This window comes from Methylorubrum podarium, from assembly GCF_022179745.1.
GTDB classification, from domain to species: Bacteria; Pseudomonadota; Alphaproteobacteria; order Rhizobiales; family Beijerinckiaceae; genus Methylobacterium; species Methylobacterium podarium.
Map to the genome: position 1 here is coordinate 1 of NZ_BPRD01000103.1, position 22,347 is coordinate 22,347.

The following is a 22,347-nucleotide window of genomic DNA, read 5'->3' on the forward strand; positions in this document are numbered from 1 at the left end:
GACGTCGACGGTCTCGCCGTCGGCGAGTTGCAGGCGCTCGATGTCGTTCTCGTTCATGAACAGCACCTGCCGCGTGCCTTTCACGCCGCGGAAACGGTCGTGATAGCCGTAGACCGTGGTGTTGAACTGGTCGTTCGAGCGCAGCGTGATGAGGTCGAGCACGTCGCGCCGATCGCTCTTCATGTCCGGGTCCATATCGAGCCCGTCCGGCGGCACGACGAAGTTGGCCTTGCCGGTATCGGTCTCCCACTTGCGCTCGCGGGCGGCGAGCGGCTTGTGCAGGCCGCCGGGCTCGAACAGGCGTGCGTTGAAGTCCTTGAACTTTTCCGGGTAGGTCGCCTCGATCGCGTCGCGCACCCGGGCATAGTCGCCGACCCAGGCGTCCCAATCGACCTTCGGATTGGGCGGCAGCGTCGCCTTGGCGAGCTGCGCGACGATCCACGGCTCCGAGCGCACGTGGTCGCTGACCGGCGAGGCGACGCCCCGCGAGCCGTGGAAGCAGGAGGTGGAATCCTCCATCGACACCGCCTGCGGACCGCTCGCCTGCTCATCGATCTCGATGCGGCCGAGGCAGGGCAGGATGTAGGCGATCTCGCCGCGGACGAGATGCGAGCGGTTGAGCTTGGTCGAGACCTGCACGGTGAGCCGGATGCCGCGCCACGCCTCCTCCATCCGCCGCGTGTCGGGGATGGCGCGGACGAAGTTGCCGCCGAGCCCGACGAACGCCCTCACCTTGCCGGACAGCACGCCCTCGCAGGTCTCGACGGTGTTCATCCCCTTCTCGCGGGGCGGCTCGAAGCCGTACATGTCCTTGAGCTTGTCGAGCGGCACCAGCGACGGCTCGTCGGCGATGCCGACGGTGCGCTGGCCCTGCACGTTGGAGTGACCGCGCACGGGGCAGATGCCGGCGCCGGGGCGGCCGATATTGCCGCGCAGGAGCAGCAGATTGACGAACATCTGCACCGTCTCGGTGCCGCGGCGGTGCTGCGTCAGCCCCATTCCGTAGATGCCGATCACCGCCCGGGCGCGGGCGTAGACGGCGGCCGCCGCCTCCATCCCCTCGCGCTTTAGGCCGGACTTCGTCTCCAGCGCCGGCCATTCGAGCCGGTCGCAGAACTTTTCGAACTTTTCGAAGCCGTGGGTGTGCTCGGCGATGAAGTCGATGTCGAGGATGCGCGGGCGCCCGTCTTCTTGCGCCTGCCGGTCCATGGCGAACAGCGCCTTGCAGATCCCGGCGATCGCGGCGATGTCGCCGCCCGCCTTCACCTGATGGTACTGGGTCGAGATCTGCGTCGAGGAATGCGTCAGCATCTCGATCGGCGATTGCGGGTTGGTGAAGCGCTCCAGCCCCCGCTCGCGCAGCGGATTGAAGGTGATGATCGGGACGCCCCGGCGCCGGGCGTCCTGCAGCGGGTGCAGCATCCGCGGCGCGTTCGAGCCGACATTCTGGCCGAAGAACAGGATCAGGTCGGTGGCCTCGAAATCCTCCAGCACCGTCGTCCCGACCGGCACGCCGATCGATTGCGGCAGCGCCTTCGAGGTCGATTCGTGGCACATGTTGGAGGAGTCGGGCAGGTTGTTGTTGCCGTACATCCGCGCGAACAGCGCGTACATGTAGCTCGTCTCCAGCGAGGCCCGGCCCGAGGAATAGAACACCGCCGCCTTCGGGTCCGTCTCCCGGATGGCTCGGAGCTCGCGGCCGATCTCCTCGAAGGCCTGCTCCCAGGAGACGGGCAGGTAGCGGTCGCGCTGCGGATCGTAGCGCAGCGGATGGGTGATGCGGCCCTTCTCCTCGAGGTCGTAATCGGGCCAGCTCAGCAGCTCGGTCACCGAGTGGCGCTCGAAGAAGTCGGGGCCGATCCGCTTGCGGGTCTGCTCCCAGGCGGTCGCCTTGGCGCCGTTCTCGCAATATTCGAACGCCGAGGGCTTGGCCGGCTTCGACCATGCGCAGGAGACGCACATGTAGCCGCCTGGCTTGTTCTGCTTCATCAGCATCGCCGCGCCGGAGACCGGGATCTCCTCGCGGGTCAGGATGTCGACGAGGGATCGGGCCGAACCCCATCCGCCGGCCGGGTCGGTGTAGGCTTCGATCTTCTCGTCGGGCATACCGAGGCTCACTCTTGGTGCACCTCGGCGCAACACGGACGCGAAACCCGCAGTTCCGCCCGTGCGACGACGGCTCCGGTCCGGCCGCGAACGGCCTCGCTCGCCGAGCGCGGCTCGCCCCCCCCCTTACTGGTCGGCGAGGGGCTCCGCCCCCTGCGCGTCCGGATTCATCCCCTCGACCGGGCCGCGGCTGCGGCGGGGCCGCGGCGGGGTGTTGGCGGCGGTCGGCGTCGCGACGTTGGCGCCGAGCCGCGCCGCGAGGGCGATCGCTCGCGCCTCGGTGAAGCGCAGGTGGCAGTAGCCGTGCGCTCCCTCGCGGGCATAGGTCCGGCAGGCCTGCTCGCGGTCGGAGGAGAAGGCCGCCTGCTCCTGCACGATCGGGCGGACATCGCCGCCTCGCGCCCGCTGGGTCATGACCTTGTAATTGTCGCGCACCGCCTTGTCGGCGACGCCGCGGGCGGTGTCGAACTCGCCCGCCTGCGGGATCAGGATCGCCGCACCCGGTCCCCAAAGGCCCGACGGCGTCGTCTCGCAATCCGCCGCAGTGAAGGTGCAGGCCGGACCCGAGCCGAGCGGCGTGGCGAGCACGCTGCCGTCGAGGATCTCGAAGCGCAGCGGGCATTCGGCGCTCGTCGCCGAGAAGCGGGAGACGCCCTGCGCCCGGCCCTCCGCGCTCAGCGGCACCGGCTTGCCGCCGTTGAGCTTGACCGTGCAATTCTCCGTCGGCTGCGAGATCTTTGTGCCCGGCAGGGTCATCTGGGCGGTGTAGGCCGAACCGCTCCGCTCGATCTTCAGGGAGCCGTTGAGCCCGTTCAGCAGCAGGTCCTGCCCCGCGACGTTGTCCTCGGCCGGCACCCGCAGCACCACCGGCTGGCGGGGTGGGGCCGGCACGCTCGGCCGGGTCTCGGCGCCTTCCCCCGGCGCCGGGGCGCCCGGCGCGCCGGGATCGGCCGGCTGGGGCGGGGGCTGGACCGGCACGTTGCGCGGCGGCTGCGGCGGACGCGCCGCCCGCCCGATGCCGAACAGCTCCTCGAAGAAGTTCTGCGCCCGCGCCGGGTGGGACGGGACCACCATCAGGCCTGCGACCACGGCAAGTGCCCCCGTCGCGGCGCGCAACGGACGAGACTTCACGGCAAAGTTCCTCTCGGGGTCGGGCAGGAACATCAGGCGGTCGGCCTCCCGGTTCGACGCCCCCGCGCGGGCGTTCTCGTCATGCGCCGTCTTCTCGGGCGACGGCTTTCTCTCGATATGCCCGTGTCGTAGCACGTCACCCGTGGCGCGGACGTGGCAGCCTGGCAACAAACAAGCCTTTCCGCGGGCACACGATCCGGCAAATGCTTCGGCGCGGCGGCGGATGACGGCGCTCGCTCAACCGTGCGGCGCGCGTTCTTGCGGCGGCGTAGCCGTCTTCTTATATGCGGCGGGACACGGGACGAAGCCTTTGAAGCGCAACCCGCAAGGGCGAGGCGCTTCGGATCCATCCCGTTCTCAAACCTGATGTTTTGTACCGCCATGGGTCGAGCTGCTTCGGGGCTCGGCGGTCTGCTTGAAAAATCCAACAGAGGGATCCCACCATGGGTAAAGTAATCGGTATCGACCTCGGCACCACCAATTCCTGCGTGGCCGTCATGGAAGGCACGCAGCCGCGGGTCATCGAGAATGCGGAAGGCGCCCGCACCACCCCGTCCATCGTCGCCTTCACCGACGACGGGGAGCGCCTCGTCGGCCAGCCCGCCAAGCGGCAGGCCGTGACCAATCCGGAACGCACCTTCTTCGCGATCAAGCGTCTGATCGGCCGGACCTACGACGATCCGCTGACGCAGAAGGACAAGGGCCTCGTGCCCTACAAGATCGCCAAGGGCGACAACGGCGACGCCTGGGTCGAGGCCGACGGCAAGAAGTACTCGCCCTCGCAGATCTCCGCCTTCACCCTTCAGAAGATGAAGGAGACCGCCGAGTCGCATCTCGGCCAGCCGGTGACGCAGGCCGTCATCACCGTGCCCGCCTACTTCAACGACGCCCAGCGTCAGGCGACCAAGGATGCCGGCAAGATCGCCGGCCTCGAAGTCCTGCGCATCATCAACGAGCCGACGGCCGCCGCGCTGGCCTACGGCCTCGACAAGAAGAAGTCCGGCACTATCGCGGTCTACGACCTCGGCGGCGGCACCTTCGACGTGTCGATCCTCGAGATCGGCGACGGCGTGTTCGAGGTGAAGTCCACCAACGGCGACACCTTCCTCGGCGGCGAGGACTTCGACAACCGCGTGGTCGAGTACCTGACCGCCGAGTTCAAGAAGGAGCAGGGCATCGACCTGACCAAGGACAAGCTCGCCCTCCAGCGCCTCAAGGAGGCCGCCGAGAAGGCCAAGATCGAGCTGTCCTCGGCCACCCAGACCGAGATCAACCTGCCCTACATCACCGCCGACGCCACCGGGCCGAAGCACCTCGCGCTCAAGCTCAGCCGCGCCAAGTTCGAGTCGCTCGTCGACGACCTCGTGCAGCGCACGATCGAGCCCTGCCGCAAGGCGCTCAAGGATGCCGGCGTCTCGGCCAACGACATCGACGAGGTCGTGCTCGTCGGCGGCCAGACCCGCATGCCCAAGGTGCAGGAGGTCGTCAAAGCGTTCTTCGGCAAGGAGCCCCACAAGGGCGTCAACCCGGACGAGGTCGTCGCCATCGGCGCCGCGGTCCAGGCGGGCGTGCTCCAGGGCGACGTGAAGGACGTGCTGCTGCTCGACGTCACCCCGCTCTCGCTGGGTATCGAGACGCTGGGCGGCGTGTTCACGCGCCTCATCGACCGCAACACCACGATCCCGACCAAGAAGTCCCAGGTCTTCTCGACGGCGGAAGACAACCAGAACGCGGTCACCATCCGGGTCTTCCAGGGCGAGCGCGAGATGGCGGCGGACAACAAGCTGCTCGGCCAGTTCGACCTCGTCGGCATCCCGCCGGCGCCCCGCGGCATGCCGCAGATCGAGGTGACCTTCGACATCGACGCCAACGGCATCGTGAACGTCACGGCCAAGGACAAGGCGACGAACAAGGAGCACCAGATCCGCATCCAGGCCTCGGGCGGTCTCTCCGACGCCGACATCGAGAAGATGGTCAAGGACGCCGAGGCCAATGCCGAGGCGGACAAGAAGCGCCGTGAGCTGGTCGAGGTGAAGAACCAGGGCGAGAGCCTGATCCACGCCACCGAGAAGTCGGTCGCGGAGTACGGCGACAAGGTCTCGGCCGCCGACAAGGGCGCCATCGAGACGGCGATCGCCTCCCTGCGCACCGCGCTGGAAGGTGACGACGCCGAGGGCATCAAGGCCAAGACCAACGACCTGATGCAGGCCTCGATGAAGCTCGGCGAGGCGATGTACGCCGCCTCCCAGGCCGAGGGCGCGCCCGGCGCCGACGGCGCCGCCGCCTCGGCGGAGAAGAAGGACGACGTCATCGACGCCGACTTCCAGGAAGTGGACGAGAACGAGCGCAAGAAGCGCGCGTAAATCGTCGAGGATGGTTCGGGAGCGGTGCGCCGGCGCCGCTCCCGACTATTATTTTATCGTCAGCGGCGCGGACGGCTTGATCCTCGGGCAAGGCTCGGGGATCAACCTTGTCGAGCGTCCGATCTCCGTGAAGGTCGATCCGTCCAGTCCCGTCCGAGTCGGGAGGCGGATCGCGGCGCGGCCGAACTCCGGCAAGCGAGCCGGCGGCCGGCGCGAACGAGAGGCTCCAGGGGCCGGGAATGTCGAAGCGGGACTATTACGAGGTCTTGGGCGTCGCGAAGACGGCCTCGGAGAGCGAGCTGAAGGTCGCCTTCCGCAAGCTGGCCATGGTGCATCACCCGGACCGCAATCCCGGCGACAAGGAAGCCGAGATCAAGTTCAAGGAAGTCAACGAGGCCTATCAGTGCCTCGCCGACGGCCAGAAGCGGGCGGCCTACGACCGCTTCGGTCACGCCGCCGTCAGCCAGGGCGGCGCAGGCGGCCCCGGCTTCGGCAACGAGTTCGGCGACTTCATGTCGGACATCTTCGAGAACTTCTTCGGGGATGGCCGCGGCGCGCCGGGCGGCGGGCGGGGACGCGGCGGCGCGCCCGGACGCGAGCGCGGGGCGGACCTGCGCTACAACCTCGAAATCAGCCTCGAAGAGGCGTTCGCCGGCAAGACCGAGACCATCCGCATCCCGACCTCCATCGCCTGCGAGACCTGCTCGGGGACGGGCGCCAAGGCCGGATCGAAGCCGCGGACCTGCTCGACCTGCGGCGGCTACGGCCGCGTGCGGGCGGCCCAGGGGTTCTTCGCCATCGAGCGGACCTGCCCGAACTGCCACGGCCGCGGCGAGGTGGTGGACGATCCCTGCCCGTCCTGCTCCGGCGCCGGCCGCGTCAACCGCGAGCGGACGCTCTCGATCAACGTGCCGGCGGGCGTCGATGACGGCCTGCGCATCCGGCTCGCGGGCGAGGGCGAGAGCGGCCTGCGCGGCGGACCGGCGGGCGACCTCTACGTCTTCCTCTCGATCAAGCCGCACCCATTCTTTCAGCGCGACGGGGCCGACCTGTTCTGCCGCGTGCCGATCTCGATGGTGACCGCGGCGCTCTCGGGCGAGATCACCGTGCCGGTGATCGACGGCTCGCAGACGCAGGTCCGCATCCCGGCCGGCACGCAGACAGCCAAGCAGTTCCGCATCAAGGGCAAGGGCATGCCGGTGCTGCGCTCGCGCGAGGTGGGTGACCTCTACATCCAGGTCTCGGTGGAGACGCCGCAGAACCTCACCAAGCGCCAGCGCGAGCTGCTGCAGGAGTTCGACCAGAGCGCCTCGGACGAGAACCACCCGGAGAGCGCCGGCTTCTTCTCGAAGGTGCGCGACTTCTTCGTGAGCGGCTCGACGCGCGCGTGATCGCTCCGCGCCACGGGATCAAACCCGCGCCTCGGCCGGTTATGACGGCGGCTCATCGCTGCGGTCATGCGCTCGACGCCGAGCCGCGCAGCTTGACTGCCCGCGGGTTTTCATCGTCTAGCCTGTTCGATCCATGATGAGCCGAGGACCTTCGGACGTGCCGCCGCTTCGCCGTTCCAGTGCCAGAGCCGTCGCCGCCACCCGCGTCCTTCGAGAGCGCAAGGATCCGCTGGAGGACGAGGCGCGCTTCCTGCGCTCCTGGTTCGAGCGCCCCCTGGTCACCGGTGCGGTCACGCCGTCGGGCAAGATGCTCGCGCGCACCATGGCCGCCTATGCCGACCCGAGCGTCGCCGGCCCGGTGATCGAGCTCGGGCCGGGCACCGGTCCCGTCACCGAGGCCCTGATCCGCCGCGGCTTCGATCAGGAGCGGCTCGTCCTCGTCGAGTTCAACCCCGATTTCTGCACGCTGCTGCGCCGCCGCTTCCCCGGCGTGACCGTGATCTGCGGCGACGCCTACCGGATCCGCGAGACGCTCCGCGACCGGCTCGGCAGCCTCTGCGCCGCGACGATCTCGAGCCTGCCGCTCTTCACCAAGCCGCTGGAGCAGCGCCTCGACCTCCTCCAAGGCGCCCACGACCTGATGCATCCGGGCGCGCCCTTCGTGCAGTTCACCTACGCGGTGGTGCCGCCGATCCCGGCCAAGTGCGAGGCGGGCAGCTACACGGCGAGCCGCTCCAACAAGGTCTGGCTGAACCTGCCCCCGGCGCGGGTCTGGGTGTACCGGCGTCCCGAGCCGAAGGCCGGCGCCGTCTGATCCCGGCTCCGATCGATCGCGTCGGGGCACGCCGCACGTTGTCATCGCGAAGATCGAAAAGCGAGACCCACTCAGCGGAGTCGTCCGACTTCCCGGACGTGGTCGGGCCTTGCTAGGCCCGTGACCATTCTTTGCGGGAAGGTTGAAACCCTAATCTTCTCCATGCTCTGCGGTCGCGGGCATTCTTGTTTCCCATTGTATGGATTCCGCTCAGAACGCGTTCAGCCGGTGGCTTCTAGCTTCGCTCACAAGGCCGTCAGGACGGCCCGATGAACGGAGGTCACCACGATGTCGGAATCCTCAACGCGTCGCTCCCGCTTCGCCTTCGCCGCACTCGCGTTGATGGCCGGCGGCCTGTTCGGCGGCAGTTCCGCCAACGCCGCCCCGCTCGCGCCGGCCCCGGCGACGACGCTCACATCCGAGGCGTCGGTCGAGACGGTGCAGTGGCAGCACCATCATTTCGGCCATCGCCATCACCCCCGCCACTGGGGTCACCGCCACCACCATCACGGACACTGGGGCCATCATCGGCGCCACTGGGGCCACCATCACCGCCACTGGGGGCATCACCACGGCTGGCGTCACCGGCACCACCATCACTGGTAGTTTTCAGTTCTGAACAATCCCCGTCAGTGCATCTAAAGCGCTGGCGGGCATTTTTTGTTTATGAGACTGCTATCGATAAGCTTGTCTCTAAGTGCAAATCGGGATAAATATTAACAAATGTATTTTGTTTCAGTCGGCTGCCGCGTGCAATTATCAATAACCGCTAAGACTGCACAAATATACTGATTGCGCCACCCGTTCTATCGATTTTCCATATCCGAATGAGGTTTCTGCGAAGCCTCTAGCGCACACGCGCTGTCTGAATTAGAAAACCATCATATGTTACTGGCCGAGTCGCATCCATGCGCGCTTCCGCTGTCTGGCTCGCCCTTCTCTGCCTCCTGCCCGTTCCGGCAGGAGCCGTCGGCCCCGATCCCTCGTCGTCGATGCTGCCTCCGGCCGAGACGCGGATGCTCGTCCTTCGCGGCGACCCTGCTCGCCCCGTCAACCTGAAGGTCCGCCTGTTCCTGCCGCCCGGAGCCGGGCCGTTTCCCCTCGTCGTCTGGAACCACGGTTCGGATGGACGGGGCGCCGACCAGGACATGCATAACGTCGGGACCCATTACGGCACCTACTACTTCCTGGCCCGCGGCTACGCCGTCGCCCACCCTCTGCTCCGCGGCTACGGCGGATCGGGCGGACGGATCCAAGTCTCCGGCTGCGACATGGAGAGCCTCGGACGGCAGGACGCCCATGACATCGCCGCCGTGATCGCACAGCTGGAGCAACAGCCGCAGATCAGCGGCCAGCGCGTTCTCGTGGCCGGCGGAAGTTTCGGCGGATGGAACACGCTCGCCGTCGGGGCCCTGAACGACCCTCACGTCGCCGCCCTGGTCAATTTCTATGGCGGCGTGCGCACCTCGAATTGTTCGGCCAGCGACACGGCCCTGGTGAGCGGCGCCAGGGATTTCGGCAGGGTGACGCGGATACCCTCCCTCTGGCTCTACGGCGACAACGATCGGCTGTTCCCGCGCGCGACGTGGCAGGCCATGTACACCGCCTACCGGGCCGAGGGCGGGCCGGCCGAGCTGGTTCCGTTCGGCGCCTTCATGTCGAACGCCCACAAGCTCCTGTCCTACCCGCAGGGCATCGCCGTGGTCAGCCCGAGGCTCGACGGCTTCCTGTCCCGCCTGGGCCTGCCGACGCGGGTGCTCTACCCGCAATACATGCCGAGCTCGCAGCCGCGGCGCACGCAGTTCGCCGCCGTCGATGATGTCGCGGCGGTGCCGTACCTGTCGGAGCAGGGTCGGGAGGCCTACCGCGCCTTCCTCTCACGGCCCTTCCCGCGGGCCGCCGTGCTCGCGCCGGGCGGCGTCCTGGCCTCCGCGAACGGCGGCTTCGATCCGCTCGCGAGAGCGCTCGCCATCTGCCAACGCTACAGCCGGCAGTGCCAGCCTTATGCGGTGGACGGCGACGTCGTCTGGAAAGCCGCCGCCCTGCCGAAGCAGGCCCATCTCCGATCCCGGACCGTGCCGGCCCCCGCTCGGCCATAGGCGGGCCCGCCGTCACGCCGGTCGATGGCGACGGTCGCCGGCGATCGCGGAGCGCGCCTCGCTCAGCCAAGCCGCTCCATCACCGCGTCGCGCGGCGGCTGACCCACCGTCCCGATCCGGTAGGCCGCCCGCAACGCGGTCGCCGCCCGCTCGGCAGCGGCCTCGTCCGCCGCGTGGACCGTGCCGAGAGGATCACCCGGCTCGACCCGGTCGCCGGGCCGCGCGAGACCGGTGAAGCCGACGCGTCCGTCGATCGCGTCCTGCGGTCGGGTCCGGCCGCCGCCGAGACCGATCACGGCGAGGCCGATGGCGCGGGTCTCCACGCCCTCGACGATGCCGGCCCTCTCCGCCGTCACCGGCCGCACGACCGGCGCCCTCGGCAGGTGCCGGTCCGCCGCCTCCACGAGATCGGCGGGACCGCCGAGCGCCGCCACCATCCGCGAGAAGGTCTCGCAGGCGCGACCCGATTCGAGCGAGGCCGTCAGGCGCCCTTCCGCCTCCGCCACGTCCGCGGCGAGGCCGCCGATCACCAGCATCTCGGCGGCGAGCGCCAGGGTCACCGCGTGGAAGCGCGGCTCGCGGGCGCGGCCGGTGAGGTAATCGACGGCGTAGGCGACCTCGACGGCGTTGCCGGCGCAGGAGGCCAACGGCGCGTCCATGTCGGTGACGAGGGCGCGGGTGCGCAGCCCGGCGGCGTTGGCGACGGTGACGATGCTCTCGGCGAGCGCCCGCGCCTCCGCTCGGCCCGCCATGAAGGCACCGGAGCCGGTCTTCACGTCCATGACGAGGCCCTGAAGCCCCGCCGCGAGCTTTTTCGAGAGGATTGAGGCGGTGATCAGATCGAGCGACTCCACCGTCCCGGTCACGTCACGGATCGCATAGAGGCGCCGGTCGGCGGGCGCGAGGTCGGCGGTCTGGCCGATGATGGCGCAGCCGATCTCAGCTGTGACCTTCCGGAAGCGGTCGAGGCCCGGCGCCACGTCGTAGCCGGGGATGCTCGCGAGCTTGTCCAGCGTGCCGCCGGTATGGCCGAGGCCGCGCCCGGAGATCATCGGCACGTAGCCGCCGCAGGCCGCGACCATCGTGGCGAGCGGCAGGCTCACGGTGTCGCCGACGCCGCCGGTGGAGTGCTTGTCGAGGACGGGGCCGGAGAGATCCCAGTCGAGCACCGTGCCCGAACGGGTCATGGCCTGGGTCAGCGCCACGCGCTCGTCGAGCGACAGGCCGCGGAAGAACACCGCCATGGCGAAGGCCGCGGCCTGTCCCTCGGTGACGTGGTCCCGCGTCAGCCCCTCGATGAAGCCGGCGATGTCGGCCTCCGCCAGGGCGCGCCCGTCGCGCTTGTCGCGGATGATCTCCTGGGGAAGCCTCATCGGGCGGCCTCCAGGGCGCGGACGAGTTCGGCGTGCAATGCGCTCGCGCCGATGCGGAAGGTCGTTGGGCTCACCCAATCCGGCCCCATCACCCGGTCGGCGAGCGCGAGGTAGGCGCTCGCATCCTCGACCCGGCGCAGGCCGCCCGAGACCTTGAGTCCCGCCGGCCGGCCGTCGCGCGCGCGAATCGCCTCAAGCATGATCTCGGCGGCGGGCAAGGTGGCGGAGACCGGGGTCTTGCCGGTGGACGTCTTGATGAAGTCGGCGCCGGCCTCGAGCGACAGGCGGCTCGCCCGCGCGATCAGATCCGGGTCTTCAAGCTCGCCGGTCTCCAGGATGACCTTGAGGAGCCGGTCGGGGCAGGCCGCGCGCACGGCGGCGACCATCCCGCGGGCCCCCTCCGCGTCGCCACGCATCAGCGCGCGATAGGGCAGGACGAGATCGATCTCGTCGGCGCCGTCGGCCAGGGTGGCACGGGTGTCGGCGACCGCGCGCGCCGCGTCATCGCCGCCCTCGGGAAAGTTGATCACGGTGGCGACCCGGACGCCGCTGCCCCGGAGCGTCCGCGCGGAGCCCGCGACGAAGTCCGGCCAGACGCAGATCGCGGCGACGCCGCTCGCGCGGGCCGTCTCGCAGAGCGCCTCGACGGCGGCGGCGCTGGAGGTCTCGCTCAGATCGGTGAGGTCGAGCAAGGGCAGGGCGCGCCGCGCCACGCGGGCCGCATCCTGCGGGGGGAGGGGGGCTGAAGCGGTCATCCGCATTCCTTACACTTCGGGCAGGCGGCCGACGAAAGCGGCGGCGAGCCGGGCGAGATCCGCTCCGGCCCGGGCCGCGACAGCCTTGGTCTCGGCATGGTGCGGGTCGCCGCCCGCGATCCCCGCCGCGAGGTTGGTCACCACCGAGATCGCGGCCACGGGCAGGCCGAGGAAACGGGCCAAAATCGTCTCGGGCACGGTGGACATGCCGACGAGGTCCGCGCCGAGGATGCCGGCCATGCGCACCTCGGCGGGGGTCTCGAAGCTCGGGCCGGAGAACCACGCGTAGACGCCCGTCGAAAGCGGCAGCCCGATCGCGTCGGCCGCCGCGCTCAGATCGGCGCGCAGGGCGGAATCGTAGGCGCCCGTCATCGGCACGAAGCGGGCGTCGCTGGTCTCGCCGATCAGCGGGTTGAGGCCCGACAGATTGATGTGGTCGGCCAGCACCACGAGGCGGCCGGGGCCGATCTCCGGCCGCAGGGAGCCGGCGGCGTTGGTGAGCAGGAGCCTCTCGGCGCCCAGCGCCCGCGCGGCGGCGAGCGGCACCCGCATGGCGGCGGCCTCGCCGGTCTCGTAGGCGTGGGCCCGGCCCTCGAAGACGAGCACCGGCCGCCCGGCGAGGCGTCCGCAATGCAGCCGCCCGCCATGGCCGCTGACGCCGGGGGCGGGAAAGCCGGGGATCGTCGCGTAGGCGAGGCTGCGGCGATCCTCCACCGCCTCGACCAGGGCGCCGAGACCGGTCCCGGTGATGATCGCCAGAGCGTAGGGGCCGGCGAAGCCCTCCGCCTGCAGATGAGCGACCGCCGCGTCATCAGGCGCCATGGACGAGATGCTCCGGGCCGAAGGAAGCGGGCAGCAGCTGTTCGAGGGTGAAGCGCGCCCGCAGGCCGGCGGGACCGGCCGAGAGGATCGGCGCATCGGGGCCGGCGAATTCGCGGATGCGCTGGCGGCAGGCACCGCAGGGCGTGACCGGGTCGGGACTGTCGGCCAGGACGAGGATGGCGCGGATCCGCCGGCCGCCGGACGCGATCATCGCGGCGATGGCCCCGGCCTCGGCACAGTTGCCGACCGGGTAGGCGGCGTTCTCGACGTTGCAGCCGGCATGAATCTGCCCGGTCTCGTCCAGCAAAGCCGCACCGACGGGAAAGCCCGAATAGGGCGCGTGGGCCCGCCCGCGCACCGCGGCGGCGGCCTCGAACAGGGCATCGAGATCAGACTCGGTCACGGACAATCCCGGAGCGACGTGAAGCGCAGGGTTTCGTTTGGCCCGGCGGCAGGGCCCTGTCGAGGGGCGGGCCATCGACAGAGCGGCGCCCGGCTTCTAAGGCAGATCGAGCTGAGGATAGTCGAGCGCGCGCGGGCGCGGCACCGGGAGGCCATACAATGCTCGGACGCTACGATCGGGGATCGGCCAGCGGCGAAGCCAAGGTCGAGTTCGGCGACGGCACCATGCGGGTGGTCAAGCCCGGCACCTACGTGCGCTGCGCCGTGACCGGCGAGCCGATCCTGCTCGACGCCCTGCGCTACTGGAACGTCGATCGCCAGGAAGCCTACGCCACCCCCGAGGCGGCGATGCAGCGCCTCAAGGAGATCAGCGCGGCGCGCTGACGGCGCGTGAAGCGGGCGGGAACGCCGCTTCCAGCTGGCGACGCAGGGACGTCTCGTCGGCAAAGGACAGGACGACCCGCAGCACCCCGACCGCGGCGCGGGGATCGGCCGGCAGGCGCACGGCATCCTTCTCCGTCGTCACAAGGCTTGCGCCCTCGCGTGCGGCCAGCGCCGACAGCGCCGAGAGCTCTTGCGGCGTGAAGGGGTGATGATCGGGGAAGGCCCGTTCCGCGACGATCTCGGCGCCCAGGCCCCGCAGCGTCTCGAAGAATTTCTGCGGACGACCGATCCCGGCGAAGGCGACGACGCGGCGGCCGGCCCAGTCCGGGCCGTCCTCGGGAACGAAGCGGGCGCGATGGACCGGCAGGCCCCGTCCTTCCGCCTCCCTCGCCATCGCGGCGCCGGGCGCGCCCTCGCCGACCAGCACGAGGCCGGCGACGTGCCGCCATTGTCGGGCGAGCGGCGCCCGCAGCGGCCCGGCGGGAAAGGGCAGGCCGTTGCCGATTCCGGCGCCGCCATCGACCACCGCGAGCGAGAGCGTCTTGGCGAGGCTCGGATTCTGCAGGCCGTCATCCATGACGATGACGTCGGCGCCGGAGGCGGCGCAGAGTCGGGCGCCCGCCGGGCGGTCGCGGGCGACGACCGTGGTCCCGGCCCGAGCCAGCAGCAGCGGTTCGTCGCCGACCTCCGCCGGACCATGCCGCGCGGGATCGACGACCAGCGGCCCGGCGAGGCGCCCGCCATAGCCGCGGCTGAGGAAGGCGGGGGTTCGGCCGATCTCGCGCAGGGTTCGGGCGAGCGCCAGCGCCGTCGGCGTCTTGCCGGCCCCGCCGAGGGTGAAGTTGCCGACGCACAGGACCGGGCAGGGCGGGGCCGCGCCGGTGCGGTCCATCCGGTCGGCGGTCAGCCCGCCGTAGAACCGGCCGGCGGGTGCGAGCAGACGGGCGAGGGGATGGGTCGGCGGCCGAGACCAGAAGCCGGGCGGGCGCATGGCGGCCTCAAGCGCGCTCGCGCGCGGTGAGCTTCATCTGCGCGACGTAGGGTTCGAGCACCGCGAAGGTGCGGGCCACCGCGCCCTCAAAGGGGACGAGCGCGGCCTGACCCTTGGCCCACATCGCCGCCAGCGCGTGCCGGTCGGCGACCAGTTCGCCGACGGCGGTCAGCAGCTCCGCCTCGTCGGCGACCCTGCGGGCGCCGTCGCCCTGATCGAGCGCGCCGTAGGGCTCGTGGAAGTTGTGGATGTGGGGTCCGTGCAGGATCGCGCTGTCCAGGCGCACCGGCTCGATCGGGTTCTGGCCCCCGTGCGGCACCAGCGAGCCGCCGAGGAAGACGAGCGGGCAGATCCGGTAGAACAGCCCGAGTTCGCCCAGGGTGTCGGCGACGTACAGGTCGATCGAGGGCAGCGGGCGCCCGCCCTTGGCCCGTCGGGTCACCCGCAGGCCGGCATCGGCGGCGATCCGGGCCACCTCCTCGCCCCGGCGCGGATGGCGCGGAACGATCACCGTCAGCAGGCGCGGATGGCGCTCCTTCAGGCCGGCATGGACGCGGGCGATCATCTCGTCCTCGCCGGGATGCGTGCTGGCCGCGACCCAGACCGGCCGGTCGCCGATCATGTCGCCGAGATAGGCGAGCTGCTGGGAATCGGCCGGCGGCACCGCCGAATCGTATTTGAGATTGCCGACGACGTTGATCCGCGGCGCGCCGAGCCGGGCGAACCGCTCCCCATCCTCCCGCGTCTGCACGAGGCAGACGGCGATCCGCGCCAGCAGCGCCCGGGCGGTGTCGGGCGAACGCGTCCAGGCCTTGAACGAGCGCTCCGACATCCTTCCGTTGACGAGGACGAGCGGGATGCCCCGCCGGTGGAGCGAGATGATGGTGTTGGGCCAGATCTCCGATTCGGCGACGATGGCCAGATCCGGCCGCCAGTGGGCGAGGAAGCGCTCGATCCAGCGCGGCGCGTCGAGTGGCATGTACTGGTGCACGGCGCCGGCCGGCAGCCGCTTGCTCAGCAGGTCGGCCGCGCTGCGGGTGCCGGTGGTGACGAGGACCGAGCAGCCGCGGGCGATCATCCCCTCGATCAACCCGACGAGGGAGAGCGCCTCTCCGATGCTCGCTCCGTGCATCCACACGAGATGACCCACCGGCCGCGCCCGGCCGGGCAGGCCGCGCCGTTCCGGAAGCCGGCCCGGATCCTCCTTGCCCCGGCGCGAGCGCCAGGCCAGCAGGCCCGCCACGGCGGGCTCGCCGAGATAGAGGCCGTAGCGGTAGGCGCGCAGCGCCACGGGAAGCTTCGGCACCCTCACGCGGCGACGCCCTGCGAGGCGGGGGCGGCGGCGAGGCCGCCGACACGGTCGAGCCGCCCGACGAGGGTGTAGGCGCGATCGTGGACGCGGTTCAGCTCGGCCTGCACCCGCTCGCGCAGGGCATCGACCTCTTCGGGCGAGACCTCGCGGGGGACGTAGGTCGGCTCGCCGAACACCATGGCGCCGCGGCCGAAGGGCAGCCCGAGGCAGGCCCGATCCCAGGAATTGAACCGGATGTGCCGGCTCGTGACCACCGCCACCGGCACAATCGGGCAGCCGGAGAAGCGCGCCAGCATGATGATCCCGGCATCGCACACGCGGGAGACCTTCGGCACGTCGGCCGAGAAGGCGACGGTCTCGCCGCCCTTCAGCGCCTTGACCATCGCCCGCAGGCCCTCGGCACCGCCCTTGGCGCGCGCGTCCTTGACCACGCGCCCGCGGGCGCCGGAGGCGCGCATCACCCGCACGCCCATCCGCGTCAGGGCCATGGTGTTGATGTTGCCGTCGGGGGAGCGCGAGATGATCGTGGCGATCCGGTCATGCGGGCGGCGCATGAACGAGATCATGATGTGCTGGCCGTGCCACATCGCCGCGATGAAGGGGCCGTACGAATCGAGGCGTGCATCGGCATCCGCCGGTTCCACGGTGAAGCGGTTGGTGCGCCGGACGAGCCGGAGATAGCCGTACGCGGCGGCAGCGAGCACCCGCTGGACACCGGGCTTGCGGCCGATGGTCTTGATCAGGCCCATGGGTTCGGACCGCTCCGTCCCGCTTCGCGCGATTCCCGACCGGTCCGCCTCTCGTGCCGCGGCGACCGGATCGGCGGGTGTCTAGCCCCGACCGTGCAGCGGACGCAACGGAGCCGGCCGCAGACTTAACTTTCGTTATATCATCAGCCCCCGCATTGCACACCCCACGACGCGGCAGGGCGCCCGATATTGACGTCGGCGCGCATTGCCGCGATGCGGGGCAGCGCATGTTCCGTCTCGCCCACCTCACCGACCCGCATGTCGGACCGCTGCCGCGGCCGCGCCTGCGCCAGCTTCTCAGCAAGCGGGCGACCGGCTACGTGAACTGGCGCCGGGGCCGCGGGCGCCACCACGACATGGACCTGCTCGGCGCCCTCGTCGCCGACCTGCACGACCAGGGCGCCGACCACGTCGCCTGCACCGGCGACCTGTGCAATCTCGGCCTCCCGGACGAGTGGGAGAGCGCCCGGCTCTTCCTGGAGGCGCTGGGACCGGCCGACCGGGTCAGCTTCGTGCCGGGCAACCACGACGCCTATGTCCGCGGCTCGCTGGAGGGGCTGCTCGGTGCCTGCGGCGGCTGGACCGAGGCCGATGACGGGCAGACCCGCCTCTTCCCCTATCTGCGACGGCGCGGGCCGCTCGCCCTCGTCGGGCTGTCCTCGGCGATCCCGACCAAGCCCTTCGTGGCGAGCGGGCGCCTCGGCCCGTCGCAGATCGAGGCGGCCGAGCGCGTGCTGCGCGACCTCGCGACGGCGCCGGACCGGCCCTGCCGGGTGGTGATGATCCACCACCCGCCCCATCCGGGCGGAGCGGCCTCGGGACGCGAGCTGAAGGATGCCGCCGCCTTCGCGGCGATGATCGGCCGGGCCGGAGCCGATCTGATCCTGCACGGGCACAACCATGTCGGCACCGTGGCGCAGATCGCCGGGCCGGACGGGCGGCCGGTGCCGGTGGTGGGCGCGCCCTCGGCCTCGGCGCGCACGCTGCTCACCAACCGGCGCGCCTCCTACTACCTCTACACGGTGACGCCGGCCGAGGACCGCTTCCGGATCGCGGTGACCGAGCGTGGACTCGACGAGGCCGGCGGCATCGGCGAGCTCTCCGGCTTCGATATCGAGACTCCCCCGGCGGACCGGATCGGCATTGTGCATCGGCGGCGCCTGCGCCGGAAGTGAACCGGCCTCCGGTCCGCTCAGATGGCGCCCATCTTCGAGAGGCCGTTGGCCCGGGGAAGCGGGCGCAGCAGGCTCTTCACCTGCGAGAACGGCCGCGGCCGGTTGATCACTTCGTCGAGGCGCGACCACAGCGTCTTGGGCGAGAACGGCTTGGCGATGATCTCGTTGACGCCCAGCGCGATCGCCCGATCGACGACGTTGCGGCGCGGCTGGGCCAGCATCAGGATGATCGGCACCGTCGGCGAGGGCGAGGTGGCGGGGGTCCGGGCGAGGCGGATGAACTCCTCGCCGGACAGGATCGCCAGATCCCAGTCGATGATGGTGAGGTCCGGCTTGCTCTCGGCGAGCACGCCGAGCGCCTCCGCGCCGTCGGGCGCCTCCAGCACGCGCTTGATGCCGACGCGCATCAGCATGTCGCGCACGATGCGGCGGATGTAGAGGCTCTCGTCCACGACGAGGGCGGAGAGGTCCGGGAAGGTCGGAGTTGCGATCATCGGCGGCCGGCGCCCGGTGCAGATCCGGTGCGTTTCACGACGAGTCTTAGAGCCGGTTCGGTTTGCGTTTCCCTAAAGCGTGGCCGGCCTGCGGGAATCACGGGCGAGAATCGTTCTGATCTACGCCCCTGGCGTGCAAGCCGGATCGATGGCCGTGCGGTCCCAAAGGGGGTACTTAAGCAGTTTCACCGCGAAAATGCGGAGCCCGAAGCACGGATCGGTTAGAAGATCCTTGCGGTATGGCCGGGATTGCGTCAGACCTGAGGCATCGCTCCCGGTAGCCGCAGCCGGGGGGATGATAGTGCGGCGCGTCGGCTGTCTCGAGATAGCGCGCACGCGGTATTCGAGACTTGGCGGGCGGACGGTTTTTGCGAGCTTTCAATGGGACGTGGTCGTGATTTCAGGGGGCCGCAGAAGCGCGGCTTCGACGAGGGTGGTGCCGAGCCGCGTTGGCCGGACGAACTGCCCCCCAGCGGTGGTGACCGCTTCGGCGGCGGTGGCGGCGGTGGCAATCGCTTCGGTGGCGGCTACGGCGGCGGTGGCGGCGGTGGCTTCGACCGCGGCCCGGCGCGCGCTCCCGCTGCCCCGACGGGGCCGGAGCGTGATGCGACGGTCAAGTGGTTCAACAAGGAGAAGGGCTTCGGCTTCGTGGAGCTGGGCGACGGCTCCGGCGACGCCTTCCTCCACATCCGCGCGGTCGAGGCCGCCGGTCACGACGATCTCCTGCCCGGCACGCGCCTGACGGTCCAGACCGCTCAGGGCCAGAAGGGCCCGCAGGTCACCGCGGTGACCAGCGTCGACACCTCCACGGCCGAGGCGGCTCCGCCCCGGCGCGAGGGCCCGCGCTTCGGCGGCGGCGGCGACCGCTTCGGCGGGGGCGGCGGCGATCGCTTCGGCGGTGGCGGCGGCGATCGCTTCGGCGGCGGCGGCCGTGATCGCTTCGGCGGTGGCGGCGGCGGCGGGCGCTTCGCCTCCGGCCCGTCGGTCGAGATGACCGGCACCGTGAAGTGGTACGACCCGGCCAAGGGCTTCGGCTTCGTGTCGGTGAACGACGGCGGCAAGGACGTGTTCGTCCACCGCTCGGCGCTCTCCCGCGCCGGCCTCGACTCCCTGGCCGAGGGCCAGCAGGTCACCCTCGGCGTGGTCGAGGGCCAGAAGGGCCGCGAGGCATCGAGCATCAGCGTCGATTACTGATCGACGCGTGACGGAATGACGGAAGCGGCGGCCTCACGGCCGCCGTTTTCGTTTGGCGCGCTGGCCGCGGGGACCCTCGTCGGTCCGCGGATATCAGGATCGGACCCGCGATGCGTCGAACCGTGAGCGCGCTCGGCCTGCTCCTGCTGTGCATGGCGCCGGCCGGGGCGGAGGATTTCACCGGCTTCTACGCCGGCGTGAATGCGGGCTGGGCGTTCGAGCGCGGCGGCGCCCGCGATCCCTCGACATCCGAGGCATCGGCCCCCGCGAGACCGGACGCGAGACTTCCGCCGAGCGTGGCGCGGATCCAGGAGCGCCAGTCGCCGGAGCGCCCGACCGGACGGCGCTGAGGCCGCCCGGCGCGCGTCGTCAGACCTTTCGCGGGTAGCGTTCGGCCACGAGGGCGTAGGCGAGGCGGGCGGTCTGCACCTCGCCGCCCTCCGGCCGGCCGGGCTTGGTCGAGGGATTCCAGCCGTAGAGGTCGAAATGCACGTGCGCCCGCGTCCGGCGCACGAACCGGCGCAGGAACAGGGCGGCGGTGATCGCCCCGGCGAAGCCGCCGCCGGGCGCGTTGTTGAGGTCGGCGACCTTCGAATCGAGCAGGCTCGCGTAGGGTGGGTGCAGGGGCAGGCGCCAGACCGGATCGTTGACGCGATCGCCCGCCTCGGCGACCGCGCCCGCCAGCCCCTCGTCCTCGGTGAAGAAGGCCGGCAGATCGGGGCCGAGCGCCACGCGGGCGGCGCCGGTCAGGGTCGCGAAATCGAGGATGAGCTCCGGCTCCTCGGCATCGGCGAGTGCCAGCGCGTCGGCGAGGATCAGGCGGCCCTCCGCGTCGGTATTGCCGATCTCGACGGTGAGGCCGGCGCGGGAGCGGATCACGTCGCCGGGACGGAAGGCGTCGCCGGCGATGGCGTTCTCGACGCTCGGCACGATCAGCCGCAGGCGCACGGGCAGGCCGGCGCCCATGATCATCTCGGCCGCCGCCAGGGCCGCGGCGGCGCCGCCCATGTCCTTCTTCATCAGGAGCATGTTGGAGGCGGGCTTGATGTCGAGGCCGCCGGTGTCGAACACCACGCCCTTGCCGACGAGCGTGACACGCGGTGCGTCGGCGTCGCCCCAGGTCAGGTCGATGAGCCGGGGCGCCCGCGGCGAGGCGGCGCCCACCGCGTGGACGAGCGGAAAGTCCCTCGCGAGATCCTCGCCCAGGGTGACGGCCACCGCCGCGCCGAACCGCTCGCCCAGGGCGCGCATGGCCGCCTCGACCTCGGCCGGTCCGAGATCGTTGGCGGGCGTGTTGACGAGGTCCCGCCCGGCCGCGACCGCGCGCGCGATCCACCCGACCGCCGCCGCATCGACGCCCTCCGGCGCGACGAGGCGCGGGCGCGGCTCGCCCGGCTTGCGGTAGCGCTCGAACCGGTAGCTGCCGAGCAGCCATGCCAGCGCCGCCTCGGCCGGATCGAGCGCCTCGCAGGGCTCCAGACGGTAGTGGCCGGCGGGCAGGGCGCCCGGCAGCTTGCCGGCGAGAAACCGGTCGCGATGTCCTTCCCCGGCCTCGCCGAGGCCGAGCAGAACGAGGCCGAGCCCCCCGTCCTCGCCCGGCAGGAGCGCGACGCGGCCCGCCTTCGGGGCGAATCCGGTGGCGGTGGCGAAGCTGCGCTGGAGCGGCGGCAGGCCGGCCTCGACCGTTGGCCATGCTTCCGCCGTCACGCAGCGGATCGGGACCGCCCCCGCGGCTTCGTCGACGAGGGAGGGTCCGTGCGGCGTCTGGTCCGAAGTCATGGAAAATAAGCTTAACCGGCCATTAGGGTTAACGCTCTATCACCCCGGCATCGGTGCGGCGCAAGCGCCGGCCGTGACATTCGGGGAGACGACGACATGACCGGCATCTGCGGCAGGGCCCTGCGCCAGCCTGGAACGGTCCGGACGCGCCGCATGCTCGCCCTGGCCCTGCTCGGCCTCGGGCTCGCCGGCTGCCAGACCCGCTCGCCGGAGACGACGGGCTCGATCGGGAGCTTCAACCCGTTCGCCAAGATCGGGTCCGAGCGCTCGCCCCGCGCCGAGGTCGCCGCCCTGGCGGACCGCTACAACGCCGATCCGAGCGATGCGCGCACCGCCATGCGCTACGCCGCGGCGCTCCGGGCAACCGACCAGAAGTCCCAGGCGGTGGCGGTGCTGCAGCAACTGGCCCTGCGGAACCCGAAGGACAGGTCGGTGCTCGCCGCCTACGGCAAGAGCCTCGCCGATGCCGGCCGCTACCAGGAGGCCAATGACGTCCTCCAGAACGCCCACAGCCCGGCCCAGCCCGATTGGCGCGTGCTCTCCGCGCAGGGGATGGTGGCCGACGAGACCGGCGACCACGCCCGCGCCCAAAGCCTCTACGACGCCGCCCTCAAGATCGCGCCGAACGAGCCGCGGATCCTGTCGAATCTCGGTCTCTCCTACGCCCTCTCCCGCCATCTCGACGAGGCCGAGACGACCCTGCGCCTCGCCGTCGCCCAGCCGAAGGCGGATGCCCGGGTGCGCCAGAACCTCGCCCTGGTGCTCGGCCTCAAGGGCCGCTACGACGAGGCGGAGCAGGTGCTGGCCCAGGATCTCGGCCCGGCGGAGGCGGCCGCCAACGTGCGGGAGCTGCGCGCCATGGCCGCCAAGCGGAGCGCTCCGAAGACGGCGCAGGCCGCCGGACTGACGCCGGGGCGGCAGCTGGCGCGGACGGCGGTCCAGTAAGTCCGGGGCTCGTCCCACGGAACTTGTTGCCCTCCGACCTTGACGAATCCGGCGCGTCTCCCCTATAG

At 70.9% G+C, this 22,347-nt stretch carries 21 protein-coding genes; 10 read left to right on the forward strand and 11 right to left on the reverse strand.

The genetic code is table 11. From position 1 onward, the window contains the following. Together MFF42_RS05355 and MFF42_RS05360 are read right to left on the reverse strand one after the other, a co-directional pair. Positions 1-2,106: FdhF/YdeP family oxidoreductase (locus MFF42_RS05355; RefSeq protein ID WP_238254865.1), on the reverse strand; the 2,106-nt coding region annotated here is incomplete at its 3' end. Between the two features lie 126 nt (positions 2,107-2,232). Then, a complete protein-coding gene (locus MFF42_RS05360; protein ID WP_238254844.1) occupies positions 2,233-3,270 on the reverse strand; it encodes a hypothetical protein in 1,038 nt (345 codons plus the stop codon). Between the two features lie 410 nt (positions 3,271-3,680). On the opposite strand from MFF42_RS05360, the gene dnaK reads away from it, so the two are divergent. The 5 genes from dnaK to MFF42_RS05385 all read left to right on the forward strand — a co-directional run bounded on the left by dnaK (position 3,681) and on the right by MFF42_RS05385 (position 9,904). Then, complete coding sequence (gene dnaK, locus MFF42_RS05365) at positions 3,681-5,600, forward strand: molecular chaperone DnaK (protein WP_238254845.1); 1,920 nt, start codon at positions 3,681-3,683, stop codon at positions 5,598-5,600. A gap of 239 nt (positions 5,601-5,839) precedes the next feature. Beyond that, the gene (dnaJ, locus tag MFF42_RS05370; protein ID WP_238254846.1) at positions 5,840-6,991 is read left to right on the forward strand and encodes a molecular chaperone DnaJ; all 1,152 of its coding nucleotides are present in this window, start codon (positions 5,840-5,842) and stop codon (positions 6,989-6,991) included. 157 nt (positions 6,992-7,148) lie between these two features. Continuing rightward, positions 7,149-7,805: a class I SAM-dependent methyltransferase gene (locus tag MFF42_RS05375; protein WP_238254847.1), complete on the forward strand. Its 657-nt coding sequence runs from the start codon at positions 7,149-7,151 to the stop codon at positions 7,803-7,805. Between the two features lie 288 nt (positions 7,806-8,093). Continuing rightward, positions 8,094-8,411 carry a hypothetical protein gene (locus MFF42_RS05380; protein WP_238254848.1) on the forward strand — a complete coding sequence of 106 codons (318 nt, stop codon included), beginning with the start codon at positions 8,094-8,096 and terminating at the stop codon, positions 8,409-8,411. Positions 8,412-8,713: 302 nt separating this feature from the next. Beyond that, the gene (locus MFF42_RS05385; protein ID WP_238254849.1) at positions 8,714-9,904 is read left to right on the forward strand and encodes an alpha/beta hydrolase family protein; all 1,191 of its coding nucleotides are present in this window, start codon (positions 8,714-8,716) and stop codon (positions 9,902-9,904) included. A gap of 62 nt (positions 9,905-9,966) precedes the next feature. Here the strand turns inward: MFF42_RS05385 and deoA are convergent, their stop codons facing one another. Genes deoA through MFF42_RS05405 form a run of 4 tightly spaced genes read right to left on the reverse strand, consistent with a single transcriptional unit; the run spans position 9,967 to position 13,257 of the window. Next, positions 9,967-11,277, reverse strand: coding sequence for a thymidine phosphorylase (deoA, locus tag MFF42_RS05390; RefSeq protein WP_238254850.1), 1,311 nt, complete (start codon positions 11,275-11,277; stop codon positions 9,967-9,969). Next, complete coding sequence (gene deoC / locus MFF42_RS05395; protein ID WP_238254851.1) at positions 11,274-12,032, reverse strand: deoxyribose-phosphate aldolase; 759 nt, start codon at positions 12,030-12,032, stop codon at positions 11,274-11,276. The genes deoA and deoC overlap by 4 nt, the downstream gene beginning before the upstream one ends. A 9-nt stretch (positions 12,033-12,041) precedes the next feature. Further along, positions 12,042-12,854, reverse strand: coding sequence for a purine-nucleoside phosphorylase (locus MFF42_RS05400; protein ID WP_238254852.1), 813 nt, complete (start codon positions 12,852-12,854; stop codon positions 12,042-12,044). Then, a complete protein-coding gene (locus MFF42_RS05405) occupies positions 12,844-13,257 on the reverse strand; it encodes a cytidine deaminase (protein WP_238254853.1) in 414 nt (137 codons plus the stop codon). The genes MFF42_RS05400 and MFF42_RS05405 overlap by 11 nt, the downstream gene beginning before the upstream one ends. A gap of 158 nt (positions 13,258-13,415) precedes the next feature. On the opposite strand from MFF42_RS05405, the gene MFF42_RS05410 reads away from it, so the two are divergent. Further along, on the forward strand, positions 13,416-13,640 hold the full coding sequence (locus MFF42_RS05410) for a DUF2093 domain-containing protein (RefSeq protein ID WP_238254854.1): 225 nt from the start codon (positions 13,416-13,418) through the stop codon (positions 13,638-13,640). On the opposite strand, the gene lpxK is transcribed toward MFF42_RS05410, so the two are convergent. Genes lpxK through MFF42_RS05425 form a run of 3 tightly spaced genes read right to left on the reverse strand, consistent with a single transcriptional unit; the run spans position 13,624 to position 16,692 of the window. Beyond that, entirely contained in the window at positions 13,624-14,631 is a 1,008-nt protein-coding gene (lpxK, locus tag MFF42_RS05415; RefSeq protein WP_238254855.1) for a tetraacyldisaccharide 4'-kinase, read from the reverse strand. The two genes, MFF42_RS05410 and lpxK, sit on opposite strands and share 17 nt — an antisense overlap. A gap of 7 nt (positions 14,632-14,638) precedes the next feature. After that, positions 14,639-15,943, reverse strand: a complete 1,305-nt coding sequence (locus MFF42_RS05420; RefSeq protein ID WP_238254856.1) for a 3-deoxy-D-manno-octulosonic acid transferase — start codon at positions 15,941-15,943, stop codon at positions 14,639-14,641. After that, positions 15,940-16,692, reverse strand: coding sequence for a lysophospholipid acyltransferase family protein (locus MFF42_RS05425; RefSeq protein WP_238254857.1), 753 nt, complete (start codon positions 16,690-16,692; stop codon positions 15,940-15,942). Before MFF42_RS05425 ends, MFF42_RS05420 begins: the two co-directional genes overlap by 4 nt. A 227-nt stretch (positions 16,693-16,919) precedes the next feature. On the opposite strand from MFF42_RS05425, the gene MFF42_RS05430 reads away from it, so the two are divergent. Continuing rightward, entirely contained in the window at positions 16,920-17,867 is a 948-nt protein-coding gene (locus MFF42_RS05430) for a metallophosphoesterase family protein (protein ID WP_238254858.1), read from the forward strand. 17 nt (positions 17,868-17,884) lie between these two features. Here MFF42_RS05430 and MFF42_RS05435 read toward each other — a convergent pair whose 3' ends face one another. Next, the gene (locus MFF42_RS05435) at positions 17,885-18,361 is read right to left on the reverse strand and encodes a response regulator (RefSeq protein ID WP_096485920.1); all 477 of its coding nucleotides are present in this window, start codon (positions 18,359-18,361) and stop codon (positions 17,885-17,887) included. Positions 18,362-18,742: 381 nt separating this feature from the next. On the opposite strand from MFF42_RS05435, the gene MFF42_RS26350 reads away from it, so the two are divergent. Together MFF42_RS26350 and MFF42_RS05450 are read left to right on the forward strand one after the other, a co-directional pair. After that, positions 18,743-19,555, forward strand: a complete 813-nt coding sequence (locus tag MFF42_RS26350; protein WP_283206858.1) for a cold-shock protein — start codon at positions 18,743-18,745, stop codon at positions 19,553-19,555. A gap of 110 nt (positions 19,556-19,665) precedes the next feature. After that, the gene (locus tag MFF42_RS05450; protein ID WP_238254859.1) at positions 19,666-19,905 is read left to right on the forward strand and encodes a porin family protein; all 240 of its coding nucleotides are present in this window, start codon (positions 19,666-19,668) and stop codon (positions 19,903-19,905) included. 19 nt (positions 19,906-19,924) lie between these two features. On the opposite strand, the gene MFF42_RS05455 is transcribed toward MFF42_RS05450, so the two are convergent. Next, positions 19,925-21,334: a leucyl aminopeptidase family protein gene (locus MFF42_RS05455; RefSeq protein ID WP_238254860.1), complete on the reverse strand. Its 1,410-nt coding sequence runs from the start codon at positions 21,332-21,334 to the stop codon at positions 19,925-19,927. Positions 21,335-21,430: 96 nt separating this feature from the next. Here MFF42_RS05455 and MFF42_RS05460 point away from each other — a divergent pair, with 96 nt between their 5' ends. Beyond that, a complete protein-coding gene (locus tag MFF42_RS05460) occupies positions 21,431-22,279 on the forward strand; it encodes a tetratricopeptide repeat protein (protein WP_238254861.1) in 849 nt (282 codons plus the stop codon). Positions 22,280-22,347 lie beyond the last annotated feature (68 nt).

Excerpts from the sequence above, each read along its gene's own strand:
- MFF42_RS05410 (WP_238254854.1), top strand. The coding sequence starts at position 13,416 with ATGCTCGGACGCTACGATCGGGGATCGGCCAGCGGCGAAGCCAAGGTC.
- MFF42_RS05400 (WP_238254852.1), bottom strand. The coding sequence starts at position 12,854 with ATGGCGCCTGATGACGCGGCGGTCGCTCATCTGCAGGCGGAGGGCTTC.
- MFF42_RS05450 (WP_238254859.1), top strand. The coding sequence starts at position 19,666 with ATGCGTCGAACCGTGAGCGCGCTCGGCCTGCTCCTGCTGTGCATGGCG.
- MFF42_RS05360 (WP_238254844.1), bottom strand. The coding sequence starts at position 3,270 with ATGTTCCTGCCCGACCCCGAGAGGAACTTTGCCGTGAAGTCTCGTCCG.
- deoC (WP_238254851.1), bottom strand. The coding sequence starts at position 12,032 with ATGACCGCTTCAGCCCCCCTCCCCCCGCAGGATGCGGCCCGCGTGGCG.
- MFF42_RS05430 (WP_238254858.1), top strand. The coding sequence starts at position 16,920 with ATGTTCCGTCTCGCCCACCTCACCGACCCGCATGTCGGACCGCTGCCG.
- dnaJ (WP_238254846.1), top strand. The coding sequence starts at position 5,840 with ATGTCGAAGCGGGACTATTACGAGGTCTTGGGCGTCGCGAAGACGGCC.
- MFF42_RS26350 (WP_283206858.1), top strand. The coding sequence starts at position 18,743 with ATGGGACGTGGTCGTGATTTCAGGGGGCCGCAGAAGCGCGGCTTCGAC.
- deoA (WP_238254850.1), bottom strand. The coding sequence starts at position 11,277 with ATGAGGCTTCCCCAGGAGATCATCCGCGACAAGCGCGACGGGCGCGCC.
- MFF42_RS05425 (WP_238254857.1), bottom strand. The coding sequence starts at position 16,692 with ATGGGCCTGATCAAGACCATCGGCCGCAAGCCCGGTGTCCAGCGGGTG.
- dnaK (WP_238254845.1), top strand. The coding sequence starts at position 3,681 with ATGGGTAAAGTAATCGGTATCGACCTCGGCACCACCAATTCCTGCGTG.
- MFF42_RS05455 (WP_238254860.1), bottom strand. The coding sequence starts at position 21,334 with ATGACTTCGGACCAGACGCCGCACGGACCCTCCCTCGTCGACGAAGCC.
- MFF42_RS05385 (WP_238254849.1), top strand. The coding sequence starts at position 8,714 with ATGCGCGCTTCCGCTGTCTGGCTCGCCCTTCTCTGCCTCCTGCCCGTT.
- MFF42_RS05435 (WP_096485920.1), bottom strand. The coding sequence starts at position 18,361 with ATGATCGCAACTCCGACCTTCCCGGACCTCTCCGCCCTCGTCGTGGAC.
- lpxK (WP_238254855.1), bottom strand. The coding sequence starts at position 14,631 with ATGCGCCCGCCCGGCTTCTGGTCTCGGCCGCCGACCCATCCCCTCGCC.
- MFF42_RS05460 (WP_238254861.1), top strand. The coding sequence starts at position 21,431 with ATGACCGGCATCTGCGGCAGGGCCCTGCGCCAGCCTGGAACGGTCCGG.
- MFF42_RS05380 (WP_238254848.1), top strand. The coding sequence starts at position 8,094 with ATGTCGGAATCCTCAACGCGTCGCTCCCGCTTCGCCTTCGCCGCACTC.